The sequence below is a fragment of the Paenibacillus anaericanus genome (genome assembly GCF_003994475.1).
In the GTDB taxonomy this organism is placed as follows: Bacteria; Bacillota; Bacilli; order Paenibacillales; family Paenibacillaceae; genus Fontibacillus; species Fontibacillus anaericanus.
Genome location: NZ_RZNY01000011.1, coordinates 13,076 through 27,231, shown reverse-complemented (window position 1 = coordinate 27,231; position 14,156 = coordinate 13,076). Strand labels below are relative to the sequence as shown.

General features: G+C 40.5%; 15 protein-coding genes. 6 read left to right on the top strand and 9 right to left on the bottom strand.

Features of this window, described 5'->3' with window-relative positions; translation table 11 throughout:
- Positions 1-27 precede the first annotated feature (27 nt).
- Positions 28-921: a hypothetical protein gene (locus EJP82_RS14110; RefSeq protein WP_127192712.1), complete on the top strand. Its 894-nt coding sequence runs from the start codon at positions 28-30 to the stop codon at positions 919-921.
- Positions 922-1,009: 88 nt separating this feature from the next.
- Here EJP82_RS14110 and EJP82_RS14105 read toward each other — a convergent pair whose 3' ends face one another.
- The 3 genes from EJP82_RS14105 to EJP82_RS14095 form a co-directional block, all read right to left on the bottom strand.
- Positions 1,010-1,519, bottom strand: a complete 510-nt coding sequence (locus EJP82_RS14105) for a MepB family protein (RefSeq protein ID WP_127192711.1) — start codon at positions 1,517-1,519, stop codon at positions 1,010-1,012.
- A gap of 157 nt (positions 1,520-1,676) precedes the next feature.
- Positions 1,677-2,072 carry a cupin domain-containing protein gene (locus EJP82_RS14100; RefSeq protein WP_127192710.1) on the bottom strand — a complete coding sequence of 132 codons (396 nt, stop codon included), beginning with the start codon at positions 2,070-2,072 and terminating at the stop codon, positions 1,677-1,679.
- 19 nt (positions 2,073-2,091) lie between these two features.
- Positions 2,092-2,412 (bottom strand): carboxymuconolactone decarboxylase family protein, encoded by a 321-nt coding sequence (locus EJP82_RS14095; RefSeq protein WP_127192709.1) that lies wholly within the window; start codon positions 2,410-2,412, stop codon positions 2,092-2,094.
- Positions 2,413-2,585: 173 nt separating this feature from the next.
- Here EJP82_RS14095 and EJP82_RS14090 point away from each other — a divergent pair, with 173 nt between their 5' ends.
- From EJP82_RS14090 to EJP82_RS14075, 4 genes are all read left to right on the top strand, one after another.
- Positions 2,586-2,966, top strand: a complete 381-nt coding sequence (locus tag EJP82_RS14090) for a MerR family transcriptional regulator (protein ID WP_127192708.1) — start codon at positions 2,586-2,588, stop codon at positions 2,964-2,966.
- A gap of 101 nt (positions 2,967-3,067) precedes the next feature.
- Complete coding sequence (locus tag EJP82_RS14085; RefSeq protein WP_127192707.1) at positions 3,068-3,811, top strand: SDR family oxidoreductase; 744 nt, start codon at positions 3,068-3,070, stop codon at positions 3,809-3,811.
- A 14-nt stretch (positions 3,812-3,825) separates the two neighbouring features.
- The gene (locus EJP82_RS14080; protein ID WP_170220189.1) at positions 3,826-4,215 is read left to right on the top strand and encodes a MerR family transcriptional regulator; all 390 of its coding nucleotides are present in this window, start codon (positions 3,826-3,828) and stop codon (positions 4,213-4,215) included.
- A gap of 144 nt (positions 4,216-4,359) precedes the next feature.
- Complete coding sequence (locus EJP82_RS14075; protein ID WP_127192705.1) at positions 4,360-4,932, top strand: sugar O-acetyltransferase; 573 nt, start codon at positions 4,360-4,362, stop codon at positions 4,930-4,932.
- A 35-nt stretch (positions 4,933-4,967) separates the two neighbouring features.
- On the opposite strand, the gene EJP82_RS14070 is transcribed toward EJP82_RS14075, so the two are convergent.
- From EJP82_RS14070 to EJP82_RS14045, 6 genes are all read right to left on the bottom strand, one after another.
- Complete coding sequence (locus EJP82_RS14070) at positions 4,968-6,485, bottom strand: ABC transporter substrate-binding protein (protein ID WP_127192704.1); 1,518 nt, start codon at positions 6,483-6,485, stop codon at positions 4,968-4,970.
- A 31-nt stretch (positions 6,486-6,516) separates the two neighbouring features.
- Positions 6,517-7,278 (bottom strand): response regulator transcription factor, encoded by a 762-nt coding sequence (locus EJP82_RS14065; RefSeq protein ID WP_127192703.1) that lies wholly within the window; start codon positions 7,276-7,278, stop codon positions 6,517-6,519.
- Positions 7,263-9,017 carry a sensor histidine kinase gene (locus EJP82_RS14060; protein ID WP_127192702.1) on the bottom strand — a complete coding sequence of 585 codons (1,755 nt, stop codon included), beginning with the start codon at positions 9,015-9,017 and terminating at the stop codon, positions 7,263-7,265. Before EJP82_RS14060 ends, EJP82_RS14065 begins: the two co-directional genes overlap by 16 nt.
- A gap of 141 nt (positions 9,018-9,158) precedes the next feature.
- On the bottom strand, positions 9,159-10,652 hold the full coding sequence (locus tag EJP82_RS14055) for an ABC transporter substrate-binding protein (protein ID WP_127192701.1): 1,494 nt from the start codon (positions 10,650-10,652) through the stop codon (positions 9,159-9,161).
- Positions 10,653-10,739: 87 nt separating this feature from the next.
- On the bottom strand, positions 10,740-11,672 hold the full coding sequence (locus EJP82_RS14050) for a carbohydrate ABC transporter permease (RefSeq protein ID WP_246054142.1): 933 nt from the start codon (positions 11,670-11,672) through the stop codon (positions 10,740-10,742).
- A 12-nt stretch (positions 11,673-11,684) separates the two neighbouring features.
- Entirely contained in the window at positions 11,685-12,641 is a 957-nt protein-coding gene (locus EJP82_RS14045; protein ID WP_127192699.1) for an ABC transporter permease, read from the bottom strand.
- Positions 12,642-13,110: 469 nt separating this feature from the next.
- Here EJP82_RS14045 and EJP82_RS14040 point away from each other — a divergent pair, with 469 nt between their 5' ends.
- Positions 13,111-14,073 (top strand): helix-turn-helix transcriptional regulator, encoded by a 963-nt coding sequence (locus tag EJP82_RS14040; protein ID WP_127192698.1) that lies wholly within the window; start codon positions 13,111-13,113, stop codon positions 14,071-14,073.
- Positions 14,074-14,156: the final 83 nt, after the last annotated feature.

The following is a 14,156-nucleotide window of genomic DNA, read 5'->3' as shown; positions in this document are numbered from 1 at the left end:
TCAATTTAAAAGAGGTGAAGACTTGTCATGATTAAGAAACACTGTTTATTCTGCGATGAGATTGTTTCGATAGAACCGGAAGGCGATTACGATAGATATTTAGGTTGTTCCTGTTCGCCCGGCAGGTTCTACACCCTACTGAGAGACAGTTACAAACCTATTAATTTGCTGCCGCATCAACAGAAACGTAAAATGCTTCATGTAGTATCGGCATATATACGAGAGCTGACAGATTGTGATGAAAAGGTTACTATAACGGCTAATGATTTGGAATCCATTGTGAATTCTCCGGAAATACCAGTGACTATTGAAGATAAAGGAAACCGTCTACTGCAGTATCTGCACAGACATTCCAAAGGTCCAGGGGAACCGATTGTCATTCAACCACTCTCTAGGAACTATAACTTGACGTACTCCCCAAGTCTACAAGAACTAGTATATATCATTGATAAGCTGAGTAATGAGAAGCTATTGGTCAGGGAAGGCGTAACCTATAAGCTTACGGATGAGGGATGGCGTGTAGCCGTCGCAAGTGCCGGAGGTAACAAATTAAAACCATGTATGATTCTCATGTCAGATGATGAAGATTTACGCATGGATTGGCAAGAAGGGTTGTTACCAAGAATAGAGCAATGTGGTTATCTTCCACGCTTACTTACACAATCAAAAACTCATAGTCACGAAGATTATTCCTTGGAGCTTATCGCGGACAATAAGCTGATTATTGCGGATCTTACCGGGCAATCTCCAGGGGTATATTTTGCGGCTGGTTATGCGCTCGGAATGAACATACCCGTGATATGGACCGTGAATAGCAGCGAAGCCGATAAACTTGTTGTACAACTACAAGATATCCGTCCAATTGTTTGGGATACAGTCGAAGAACTGGCAGTTATACTTCAGCAAAAATTGAGTATATAGAAGAGTGAGTTTTTAATTGCTACCACTGATATACCAAGTGTTTTTGCCACTAAGGAACAAAAGAAGCCGACTCGGCTTCTTTTGCTTTTTAACGATATAACAGTCGAGCTCGGTTTAGATCCACAGGTATGTTCGCCCTGATTTCTAAAAAATATTCCAATTGCCATTTTTGTGTTTTTTGAGCTTGAAGACTCACCGGGTTGTCCCAAGGTGGATAGACTCGTATAGCCCTTTTTCCACCTTTTCCGTCTTTTGATAAGATATCTTTTTCAAATAAAATGTGTTTGGGAAAAACAAACTGTCCAAAGTGATCATTTTGTCTTACGCTAATAACAAAGTAATCGATCGGAGCAGAAACATCATAAGGCTGGATAGGTCTTTTGCCCACTCTTTCCCAAAGAGTAACGAATTGACCTATTTTCGTTGGTGTAATTTTGGCAGTTCGAAAACGAATCGAGAGACCACTCAGTTTAAATATATAGGCACCGTACTCCGCATTTTGCTCTTCTGGTTTTAGATTAGAACAAACAAATTCGCAGGGGAGATAAATATATTTTTTTGTCGCAATTAAATCGACGTGGACTTTTTTATCTTCCATGATAGTCCCCCTTTTAGTTCATTTCATCATTATATAATATTTTTTCACTGAGAAGAAAGAGCCGCGAGCTTTGTGCTCCTGGTTCACAAAACAATAGTTAAGATAATCATATAAAAAGATTAACGCATCGAATCCATAGACTCGATGCGTTTCTTTCTTATAATTTATTATAAAGTTCGCTATCAACAGGTTCTAACCATTCTGTTTCTCCCGGTGTAATGGCTAGATGTACAAACCAACTGTCTTTTGTAGCGCCATGCCAATGCTTAACATTCGGCGGGATATTTACTACATCTCCGGGTAAGAGCAATTGAGCTGATTTTCCTTCTTCTTGATACCAACCCTCACCACCAGTAATCATCAAAACTTGCCCAATTTTATGAGAGTGCCAGTTATTGCGAGCTCCTGGAGCGAAGGTTACATTCCCGATCGGAGCATTAAGTGGAGCTGCATCGGTAAACACCATTTGCAAGTAAGCATCCCCAATAAAATTCGCTTCGACTTTTTGTCCTAGCGGAAAGATGGTACTGTTGCTTAATTCAGTATTCTTCATTTTAATTCCTACTTTCTTTTTAATTTTTATAAATCTCTTTAGCGATGTTAAATGCGGACCATGCTTTAGGCCATCCTGCATAGAACGAAAGATGTGTTATGATCTCTGCAATTTCTTCTTTTGTCACTCCGTTTGCCTTCGCTTTTTGAAGATGTGGAGTTAATTGTTCGAAGTTTCCTCCCGCAATTAATGCTGAGACTGTAATCATGCTGCGATCGCGAGGAGATAATTCCTTCTCTCTAGACCAAACTTCACCGAATAAGACATCATCGTTTAACTCAGCAAATTTTGGTGCAAATTCTCCTAATAGGTCTCGTCCCGCTGTTTGTTTTTCAGCCATAGATTTATTACCTCCACCTTGTTTAATATGTTCAAGACGAAGTATAGACCTTAAAGTACACTTTAACGCAAGTCATAATGAATAAATCATATCCAGCAATATGGAATTGTCTAACATTGACTTAAAGTTAACTTTAAGTGATAGAGTGGCAAGAGATAAGAGAGGTGAAGATAATGAATATTACGCAAGTGGCAAATCAGTTTGGGTTAACAGCTGCGACACTGAGATATTACGAACGCGTAGGCTTGATTCCACCGGTTAACCGTAAAGAAAGTGGCGTGCGTGATTATGACCAGGATGATATCAACTGGATTGAATTTATCAAATGTATGCGAGACGCGGGTTTGACGATAGAGGCATTAATTGAATATACAACACTATTTATTGAAGGAAATCATACCATAGAGGCTCGCAAAAAAATCCTAATTGACGAAAGAGAAAAACAAATACAAAAAAGAATACAGATTGACAAAACAATTCAAAGATTAGCTGGAAAAATTGAAGACTACGACGGGAAATTGCTAGAACGAGAGGCTGAACTCCAGCCAAAGTAGGTATTCGATCGATAAGAGATTATTTGGTTTTTAACGATTGACTTAAAGTTAACTTCAAGTTGTAAAGTGTAACTGAATCCAAAATCAAGGAGGAAATCATCATGGCAATTATTGAAGGAAAAGTTGTTGTTATCATGGGGGCGTCAAGTGGAATTGGTGAAGCAACCACCAAGAAACTTGCAGAAGAAGGGGCAAGATTAGTCATTGCAGCCCGTCGTGAAGATCGTTTAAAAGCACTTGCGCAATCATTACCAAATGCTGAAATTTCATATCTAGTTGCGGATGTATCTAACAAGGAGGAAGTCCAAGCCGTAATCGATCTAGCAATTGGAAAATATGGTCGTGTAGATGTTCTTTTCAATAATGCTGGAGTCATGCCAACTGCGCCACTGTCGGAATCACGTTTTGATGAATGGCGTCAAATGTTAGACATCAACATCATGGGTGTACTGAATGGCATAGCTGCCGTTCTGCCTGTCATGAAAAAACAACAATCGGGCCATATCATTTCGACGGACTCTATAGCTGGACATGTCGTATATCCGGGTTCTGCTGTATATTGTGGAACTAAATTTGCTGTTCGTGCCATCATGGAAGGGTTACGTCAAGAAGAACGTGAGAATAATCTTCGAAGCACGATTATCTCTCCAGGGGCCGTGGATACCGAATTATATCTAACATCGAAAGATCTTGAAACTCAAGAGTGGTTGAAGAATAATCAAAGCACAGAAGGTTTCGGATTAAAATCGAGCGATATCGCAGATGCTATAGCCTATGCAATTAGCACACCTGAGACTGTGGCAGTTAGCGAAATCATGATTCGTCCAACGAAGCAAATGATCTAATCGGGGTGAGGAGCATGACTTATTCAATTGGCGAATTTGCAGAAATCGTCGGAGTAAACAAGAGCACGCTCCGATACTACGAAATGGAAGGATTACTTACTCCTCATCGAAATGAAAATAATTTACGGGAATATACGGATCATGATATTGGTTGGGTTCAATTCCTACTTCATTTGAAAAATTCCGGTATGACGATGACAGAGTTAAAACAGTATACCCAGTGGCGTGCAATGGGGGACGATACGATTCCTGAAAGGCTGGATCTACTTGAACAGCGTAAGCATCTCGTAGAACAAGAAATTAAGGCATTGCAACAAAACTTGGATATATTAAATCGTAAAATTGTATTCTATCATGATCAGTTAACAGGGAATAAATACGAATTCGTCCTTTACCTAGATTAGCAACATGAAAAAGTGAATTTATAACAAATTAAAGAGACTGACGGAACTTTTTGATCATAAAAAAATTCCGTCAATCTCTTTCTATATATGAGCTATTAGAAAGGTTTTTTTATCTATTTCAAAATCAAGGGGAGATCAAACAAAATGAAGTCAGAAGATATCTTTGAACGTGATAAATCAGGCGAACAAATTTCGCTGGAGGATCCAGGGTATCATAAAATTCGAGATGTAATTAACCAAGCACAAAAAATTACCGCAGAATTGAACAACTCATACCATGAAGCGGAAGAGATCAGAAAATTGTTTTCCAGGTTGACGGGAGTACAAGTCGATGACACGTTTGATCTTCTTCCGCCTTTCTACACGGATTTTGGCAAAAATATCAGAGTAGGTAGAAATGTGTTTATCAATCACGCTTGTACTTTTATGGATAGAGGCGGTATAACGATAGAAGATGATGTACTAATTGGACCGAAAGTGAATTTGATTACAATTAACCACCCTCTGAATCCAGCTAAAAGACGATCTACTATATCTACACCTATCGTAATCAAGAAAAACGCATGGATAGGTGTAGGTGCGATGGTAATGCCTGGTGTTACGATTGGAGAAAATTCGATCGTGTCCGCCGGCGCTGTCGTCACGAAAGATGTTCCGCCCAATACTGTTGTTGCAGGCGTTCCAGCAAAAATAATAAAAACGATTGATTTAAGGTGAAAATTGTAACGATCTAACAAAGAAGAAGGCACAATTTATTTATGATCCCGCCACACTTCCAACTGCGTTTGCACTTCCTTAAGTACCTCGTCGATGCCTGCTTGCTTTAGCTCTTCGTTAAACCGGGGGAGGATCGTGTCTACATCGACTGAGCCAGTCATGAGACTTGGATAGTATTTCTTCCAAATCATCTGGATGTTATCGGTTTGGGCGGTCATCTTGGATAGATCAGGAGTGAAGCCGAGCACGGTGGACTTGATACCTTCAGCGTTGTATTTACGGAATTGATCCCATTTATCGAGGGGTTCCGGATTATCACCGCCCATGGTTTTTAGGATAAACCAGTTCCCTTGTGTGTATTGTACCCCGGTATAGTTCGCTGGTGCATTCGGGATCAAGTCGCCGTTGCTATCTTTACTAGGAATTAAGGCTATTTGTCCTTGTTCATCTAGGTTGTAGTGCACTCCTTCAATACCGTAATTAAATAAGTTTCTTATTTCAGGGTCGGTATTAAGTAGATTCAGAAACTTGATTGATTCAATGGGATGTTTCGTGTTAGCATTAACAGCCATAATTCCTCCACGGACTGATTCCGTAGTGACGACAGTGGGGGTTACGGGAGTCGATACAATCTTGTAGCCGCGATCCTTACTCCAAGAAGTTTCAGGGAGTGGACCACCACCAGAGGACTTCCAGAATACTTTATCCCCACGCTTAAGTCCTCCAGGCTCCCGCAGTGCTGCGTCCAAGTTGATGAAGCCCTCCTTATAATAATGACGTAAAGTGTCTAATACTTGCCGTGCTTCCTTTGTCTCGAAGATATTTACTACCTGAGCGCCCCTGTCCAGTGATTTCACCATCAAGGGAACTTTATTGTTCACAATATATTCGTAGCCATAGAGAGCGAAGAAATTATGCGAATCTCGATCCAATTCCATGGGCAAGTATGAAGGCTCTTCCTGTTGAATCATCCGGAGCAGCGGTTCGAGCGATTCCAGGGTATTGTATTGGGTAATGTCGATATTATACTTTTCCACTATTGATGCAGGGTACATCCAATGATCACGCACGGACAGCTCTTTATTGGTAGGTACACCGTAAATGCTTCCATCGTTCATACGTACCCCTTGCCAAAATGTTGGGTCTACGCTATCGTACAAATCTTTACCCAGACCTGTAAGGTAATCATCAAGTTTAAGCCATGACCCACGCACAGCGGTGCTTGGATAATTGGGTGCAAAAGCAATGTCGAAAGAACTTCCTGCGGATATAAGCGTATTCAGTCGATCTTCATACTCTTGCCATCCAACCTTGATATAGGTAATCGTAACTCCAATCTTACGAGCCATGATTTCATTGATTTTATCATTTACGAGCCGCAGATCTTTATCGGGCTCTCCAATTGTGTAATAAATCAGATTTACAGTGTCACCAACATATGTAACATCATTGTTCTTATTGGACTCTAGGGAACAACCGGTCATACTCGCTGTGATTAACAGTATAAGACTGATTATCATGAAGATATATCTGTGTCTAAGGTGCGTTTTCATCGATATATTCTCCTTTCTGCCGAGTTCGTTGTTAACCTTTTCCCCGCAGGTCAGAGGGGGATTTGCCGAAGAAGCTATGAAAGTGAGTATAGAAATAATTGAGATTGTTATAACCAACGGAATAAGCGATATAAGAAATCTTCTCACCTGTCGATTGAATTCGTTCTTGGGCAAGAAGCATTCGGTAAGCCATTAGGTATTCCGAAAATTTCATTTTGGTTTCTTTAAGAAATAATTGTCCTAGGTAGGTACTGTTCATCTGGAAACGCTCTGCTACTGATTTCAACGTAATATTCTGAGCATATTCCGTTTTGATCATCAGCAGAATGCGGTTGACTAGCTTGGATATGTTGTCATAACTAACATCCAGTACCGGATCCTTCTTCAAACGCTCGCTACTAATGTTACCTACCGTACCACCCAGATCTTCAACAATAATCTTCTCAATAACTTCCTGTAGCTTTGTACGTTCTACAGGTTTAAGTAGATAGTCTTTGACTCCACAGCGAAGAGCTTCCTGGGCATACTTAAATTCACTATAGCCGCTCATAATAACATATTTCGTAGGGATATGGAGCTCATTGAGTTTGCGTATCGCATCATATCCAAGATTCTTGCCAACGCAGACATCAAAAATTGCGACATCTGGCATCAACTCCACAACCTTGGAGATGGCCTCCTCAGTAGATTCACAGGTTTCGATTACACTGAAGCCGTATTGTTCCCAGTCTAGGATGCGCTTCATCCCTTCCAAAATCTGAGGTTCGTCATCCAATATCAGCAGTTTGTACATTCTAAGGTCACCTCTTTTGAAATCCTTACTGAGATCTTGACTCCAGCTTCATTATTATTCTCAATCTTCATAAAGAAACTGTTCCCATAGAAGAATTGAAGTCGCGTGTTGACGTTCCGTAACCCGATACTCTTGGATGAAGTATCATCATTGTTAGAGAGAGTACTTCGAACTGCTTTTAAACGCTCTTCATGAATACCACGCCCATTATCCACAAATTCTAATACATAATGGTCTTCAGCTTCCCAGCCATTTACTATATAGAGGTTAAATTCATTACTAGCGCTAAACCCATGGAGGAAAAAATTCTCTGCCAGAGGCTGCATCCAAAATTTCACGGTAGGGAGCCTAAGTAATGCAGGCTCTACATTGACTTGATAATAAAAACGTTCTGGATACTTAAACTCCATAATCTCTAAGTACTTCTGCAGTAATTCCAGCTCACTTGCAATAGAAATAATATTCTCCTTTTTGACCATTTCACGATAGAGCGATCCTAAAGTAGCAATTGCGTCAGCTGTGTCCCTATCCCGGTTAACAAGGGCAGTGGAGCGGATAACCTCTAATGTATTGTAAAGAAAATGGGGGTTAATTTGGTTCTGAAGAGCTTTCATTTCGGTTTCTTGCTGTTTCAGCTTTAGTAAATATTCGTTACGTATATGCTTCTCTAATTGTTGAATCATATCGTCTAATTCTCTTGCGATCATGCCGTATTCATTTCGACGATAACGAGCAGGGCGATTAAGTGTAAAATTGGCTGTTTTCACGCGACCAATCGATTGAATAATACGATGAAGGAAGAGAGCATCATCACGTAAATTGTACGCAATAAGTAGAAGTACGCTTATCATAGTCGCTAATCCGATCAGAAAGATGGTTTGAAGCATCCTAGCATGCTGACTAATCAACATAGATAAATCAATAATGCTAACGAATTTGAAATTGAACTTGGTGGAGGGGAAGGTAACAAAATATTTTTGCTTAAAAAGACCTCTTGAAATAAAACCATGACTGCGTCCACTTGCCGCAGCTTGGCGGGACAATTCCATCAAGTCTTGGTCCTGATCATTCCCGATTAAATATACGTCACCAGAAGCACTGACTGCAGCAGCCTTACCCAATCGATAATTTTGAATAGACTTGAAGATTTGATCACTACTGACCAAGAAACGTAGCTCACCGAATTCCTGAGAGCCCTGCGCTACATCCGATAGCTTCTTGCGATATACGAATCCCTTTAGAATTGTATCGTGAAAAACTTCATCCGTATTGGGAAGACCGAACATGAAACTTTCAATTCCGTTATCGTTAAATCGTACGACATTTCCATACTGGTTGGTATGTAGACTAATCTGTGTAATTTCACCTTGCGCCCAGCTGTACAAGTAGGTTTTAATATCCTCTGGGAAGGATACCAAAGGCTGTGAGAATTGGCTGTTTTGTAGTCTATTGGTTAAGTAGCCTTCAGCACTGCTGCTTAGAAAGCTACGAGCATCATCCACTAGACTATGATTGGAGTATATACGCTGCATGTATGCCTCAATTCGGTCTGCATCATACTGTAGCTCATTCTCTACACCAGCGAAAGCATTAGTAGCCTCTATACGGGAATCAGCAACCCATTGATTCAGTAGCATTGCAACGGTCAGAATGCCAAGCGTGATTCCAATGATCACGACGAAGATGATATAGGCAATAAACTTTTGACGATAAATTTTGATTTGCAAAAAAGAGCTCATAGGACACCTCAATTACAGTAGGTCGCCTTAAAGTAAGCGTTTACTATACCACTTTAACATGATTAAACATAGCTTCATAGATAGTAAGTAAAAAGCATCCCATATCGAGTGAATCAATAGGGGATGCTCATGAATGTAATCTTACTTGAAGTAATTATTAATTTGCTCTTGAGCAGCTTTCATAATCGTGTCCATACCTGCGGACTTTAATTCAGCTGTAATTTTAGGAACCATTTTCTCCGGATCGGATGCCCCTGTAATGAGTTCATATCTGTATTTATCCCATACTGCTTGGCAATTCGCCACTTCTGTCTGAAGATCGGCAACATCCAATGCGAAACCAAGAATAGAGGAAGATGTCGCTGCATCATTCAGTTTCTTAACCTGTTCCCACTGATCTACAGGAGCACCTTTTGTAACCGCTAGATCAAAGAATGTACCTTGTGTGTAGGCAGCTAGCGGCCAAGTATCAGAAATACGCTCGATTACCTTTTCACCATCAATACTTTGGTAATCTACACCTAACTCACCAAATGCTAGCATATTGCGCAATTTTGGATCTGTGTTGACTAATTCAAGGTACTTAATAGCTTCATTTTTATATTTGGAATTAGCAGAAATCGCATTTAGGGAACCTTGAATTGTACTCGTTGTATAAATAGGTCCATAGTGTTGGAACATAACATACTTATCAACAGCATCATTGATTTGCCAGCTTACTTCTGCACCTGGAAATGCCTGAGCTGCAAAGAATGCTCTGCCTTTGTCGTTCTCCGTTTTAGTCGGAGCATCAGGATTGATGATGCCATCTTGATACCACTGATGCAAGAGTTTGAGGTTGTTAATAACATCAGGCTGCTCGAGAACAGAGACAACCGTACGTGATGCATCGTCAGCTTTTACTCCAATTGGAGCGAAGCCTAGTGTTAAATCGTCATATTCGTTAAAGAAACCATTCAAGCCTTCACCTTGTGTCATTGGCAATGGGTAGAAGTTCTTGCCTTCAGCCTTCATATCATGCAAAGGCTTATCAAGATCTTGCAGTGTTTTGATATTGTTGATATCAATATTGTACTTTTGCACATATTTATCATCGAATACCCAGTACTGTGTTAGGGCTGAATCCTTATAGGTAGGAACGGAATAATACTTGCCGCCAATTTTTGTACCTTCCCATACCTTTTCAGGAATACTTTTGTATAAGTCAGGTGTTTCACTTTGAACTAGATCAGTGATATCGGCGAAAGCACCCATAGCCACTTGCTTACTGTATTTACCACTGTTTGTGAACATAATGTCGAATGGTTCGCCAGTATTCACAATGGTATTTATTTTGGTGTCCCATTCACCCCAGCTGGCTACCTTGATGTCAATTTTCACACCAATTTTCTCGGCCGTGTATTCATTCATGGCTTCAACTGCTTTGCTGAAGTTATTCGGTACTTGACCGCCGATGGTCCACCAGACCAAAGTCGGAATTTCCTTATTGTCTGTTGTGGTTTCCTTTGGTGTGTTGTTTGTCGTCGTAGATCCATCTGTAGTAGATGCATTCTTTGAACCACCACAAGCTGCTAAAGCGGTCAACATTAGTGTCAGTACGCACAGTGTAGAGATGAACTTGAAAGATCTTTTCATTCCATTTCCCCCTTTTAGTAAGTTATGCCACCGTAATAACTCTACGGTGATCTATCATAAACCAAGCAAGCTTGGCTTATTTCGTAGTTATCCTTTGACAGCGCCGATCGTTAGTCCAGAAATAAAATACTTCTGGAAGAAAGGGTAGGCGAAAGCTACAGGCAGAACAATGAGAATGGCTACAGCCATGCGGGCAGATTCCTTCGGCATTGTTGCGACGAGTAATGCGTAGCTAACCCCCATACTTGCGGCATTCTTTGCGAGTGCATCAACATTGCTCATCAAACTATTAAGTAGTGCTTGCAGAGAATATAGGTTCTGGTTGTCGATATAAAGCATCGATTGGAACCAGTCATTCCAGTAACCGAAGCAGAGAAACAGTCCAATTGTAGCAATTACCGGTAAGGAGATAGGTAGTATGATGGAGAAAAAGATTCGTAGCTGGCTCGCACCATCAATTTCAGCAGACTCTATCAGCCCATCGGGAATCGTACTTTTAAAGAAGGTTTTACAGATGATGACGTTGAATGAAGAGACAGCCAGCGGTAGAATAAGTGCCCAGACGCTGTCCTTTAGTCCTAATAGATTTGAATTAATGAAGTAACTGGATACCAGCCCGCCATTGAATACCATGGGGATGAATACCACCCAGGTTAGAAAGCCCTTCAGTTTGTATGTTGGGCGAGAAATTACATATCCCATGGAGGTGGTAAGGAATACACCGAGTATAGTACCCACCACTGTAACAAGTGCGGATACGCCGAACGCTCGTAGAATCATCGATCCTTGTTTAACAATATAGCCGTAAGCCTCTCCTGACAGGACAGTCGGCAATATATGATATCCTGTCTCCCGTATGGAGGCCTCACTGGAAAGTGAAATAGAGAGAACAACAACTACAGGGATGACGCAGATCAGCGCCAAAATGATAAATACCAAATTGAAACAGAGGTTCGTGACATTGCTAGTACGGTTAAATTTGTCAAGACCAGAGTCGTAAGTAGTAGTTTTAATTCTCATCGTCATACCTCCTTACATCATCGCGCTATCTGAATCAATTTTGCGTACGATCCAGTTAGCGGTCAGAATAGTTGCACAACCTAATACGGACTGAACAAAGGCAGCTGCAGATGCCATCCCTACGGTAGCGGTTTTTAATTGTTTATAGACCATGACATCGATGGTGGTAGCCACGTTGAACAGAGAGTTGGAATCTCGTGTAACCTGATAGAACAGACCAAAATCGGTGTAGAATATACGTCCAACTGACAAAATGAACATCATGACGATAACTAGCTTGAGCATGGGCAATGTAATATATCTCGTCTGCTGCCAAATGGAAGCGCCATCAATAATAGCTGCTTCATAATATGTGCTGTCAAGGCTTGTGATGGTTGCTAGATAAATGACCATTCCATAGCCTATTCCTTTCCAGACATTTAAGAAAATCAGAAAGAATGGCCAGTACGATGGTTCCATATACCAGTTAATAGGATCACCGCCCATACTGACGAGCATTGAATTGATAATCCCTTTATCAAAACTTAGGAACGCCCAACCGACTGCAGATACGACAACCCAAGATAAGAAGTAGGGGAGGAACATCATCGTCTGATAAACTTTACTTGCTTTGCGGCTGTGGAGTAGTCCGATCATAATAGCGAACAGAACGGGAAGCACAATGCCTAGTATGATAAAAATAATATTGTAGCCAATGGTGTTTCGAATAATGATCCAAGCGTCATTCGACTTGAATAGGAACTCAAAGTTTTTGAATCCTACCCATGGACTGTTAAACACATTGCTTAAGAATCCGCCGCTAATTCTGAAGTTTTTAAAGGCAATAATAATCCCGAACATTGGCAAGAAACAAAACAGGATGTACCAAATCGTCGTCGGTAATGCCAAGAGGGTTAATTCCGTATCCTGCTTGTGCCAACGGAAAGGTAAGCGCTTACGTTTTTCTTTTTGTTCGGCTTTAGAGCTCATATCTGTCACTCCTTATGGTGTTTTATCGCTTGTAATGTACTTGTTACATTCATTGTATAAGAGGAGCATAAGATGCTTCTAGATAACAAACTTGATACTATAGTCAACAAACGTTAGATTTTTAAGAATTCTGATCCCGCTGGAGGATGGCGACAAGGTTCGTATACGTTAGTAGCTATGCTATGATAGTGACTAATAATATTTTTTATAAAATATTAGGCTCAGTCAAAAAATCTGTGGTTGACATTACGAATACAACAGTGGAGTTTTGGAGGAATGTGAACAAGCGAAGCGTTCACCTTTAAAGGAGGATTTCTACCATATGATATTCAATTTAGGAAATCCTCCTTTAACAGTGATGGTAACATCCTCCAAAACGTAATGCTGCTTCCCTCTACGAGACATCAACCGCTGATTTTGGTTTTGAGCCAAATATATAAAAGTTTTATAGAAGATGAGGGTTCATGTCATGCCAAAAAACGATAATATGTTAGCAATTTTATGGATGCTGAATTCGGGCGTGAAATTGACAGCAAAACAAATATCCGAACAGTTAGAAATAAATATAAGGACAGTTTATCGATATATTGATGCTCTATGTGCCAGTGGTGTGCCTATAATATCCGATGCAGGTCATAATGGCGGCTATAGCTTGCTGAATAATTTTATCAGAGCGCCTTTGCTATTTGATATTGAAGAGAAAAAGGCACTTCTTCATGCTGCTGTGTTTGCAAAAGAAGCCGGATACCCTTTGAGTGAAGCATTAGACAATGCGACATCAAAATTGAAAATGTATTCGAATCAGGAGCAAGAAAGTATACTTAACCGTCATTTAGCAGGATTTGATGTTATAAATCGCATGGGAGACCCCTCTGATCAGCCAGTATTAGCGGAATTGGAGCAGGCAGTAGCAAACGAATTCTCAGTAGAAATTGATTATCGCACGAGCCGTGAAGAACAACCCAAGACTAGGTTGATAGACCCCTATGGCATGGTTTACTGGAACAATAAATGGTATATTGTTGCATTTTGCCACCTAAGAAATGAGATTCGCAGCTTTCGGGTAGATCGGATACTACAAATCACGCTTACCCAGATTAGCTTTAAGCGTTCCGAAGCTTTTTCGGCCCGTGAATTTTTTATGCGAAATCTGTTACCTGATTTAGAGGGCAAGGAAGGATTAATTTCTTTAGTTATCGGAGGCAGGGCAGAGGCATTGGATGACTTATGCCTGCATTGGTTTTTGGGGCATCATCTGAAAGAGCGGACAGCAAATCAAGCCATCTTTTTACTTGAGGAAGAAACCATTCACAACTATGTCCCTTATTTTCTCCTATCCTATGGAAAATCGCTTCAAGTAATCGAACCACAGAGTCTAAAAAAACAACTTGTTGCCGTTGCGTCGGAGTTAATGGAATATTATCAACTTTAGAAACTTCACTGACAGCAGATGTCAGTGAAGTTTTTTTATAATGATGATGATCATTGATTACCTATGGATGAATGGATGGAATC

Coding starts and splice junctions, on each gene's coding strand:
- EJP82_RS14080 (WP_170220189.1), top strand. CDS start 3,826: ATGACTTATTCAATTGGCGAATTTGCAGAAATCGTCGGAGTAAACAAG.
- EJP82_RS14100 (WP_127192710.1), bottom strand. CDS start 2,072: ATGAAGAATACTGAATTAAGCAACAGTACCATCTTTCCGCTAGGACAA.
- EJP82_RS14090 (WP_127192708.1), top strand. CDS start 2,586: ATGAATATTACGCAAGTGGCAAATCAGTTTGGGTTAACAGCTGCGACA.
- EJP82_RS14040 (WP_127192698.1), top strand. CDS start 13,111: ATGCCAAAAAACGATAATATGTTAGCAATTTTATGGATGCTGAATTCG.
- EJP82_RS14065 (WP_127192703.1), bottom strand. CDS start 7,278: ATGTACAAACTGCTGATATTGGATGACGAACCTCAGATTTTGGAAGGG.
- EJP82_RS14070 (WP_127192704.1), bottom strand. CDS start 6,485: ATGAAAACGCACCTTAGACACAGATATATCTTCATGATAATCAGTCTT.
- EJP82_RS14085 (WP_127192707.1), top strand. CDS start 3,068: ATGGCAATTATTGAAGGAAAAGTTGTTGTTATCATGGGGGCGTCAAGT.
- EJP82_RS14060 (WP_127192702.1), bottom strand. CDS start 9,017: ATGAGCTCTTTTTTGCAAATCAAAATTTATCGTCAAAAGTTTATTGCC.
- EJP82_RS14050 (WP_246054142.1), bottom strand. CDS start 11,672: ATGAGAATTAAAACTACTACTTACGACTCTGGTCTTGACAAATTTAAC.
- EJP82_RS14105 (WP_127192711.1), bottom strand. CDS start 1,519: ATGGAAGATAAAAAAGTCCACGTCGATTTAATTGCGACAAAAAAATAT.
- EJP82_RS14055 (WP_127192701.1), bottom strand. CDS start 10,652: ATGAAAAGATCTTTCAAGTTCATCTCTACACTGTGCGTACTGACACTA.
- EJP82_RS14045 (WP_127192699.1), bottom strand. CDS start 12,641: ATGAGCTCTAAAGCCGAACAAAAAGAAAAACGTAAGCGCTTACCTTTC.
- EJP82_RS14075 (WP_127192705.1), top strand. CDS start 4,360: ATGAAGTCAGAAGATATCTTTGAACGTGATAAATCAGGCGAACAAATT.
- EJP82_RS14095 (WP_127192709.1), bottom strand. CDS start 2,412: ATGGCTGAAAAACAAACAGCGGGACGAGACCTATTAGGAGAATTTGCA.
- EJP82_RS14110 (WP_127192712.1), top strand. CDS start 28: ATGATTAAGAAACACTGTTTATTCTGCGATGAGATTGTTTCGATAGAA.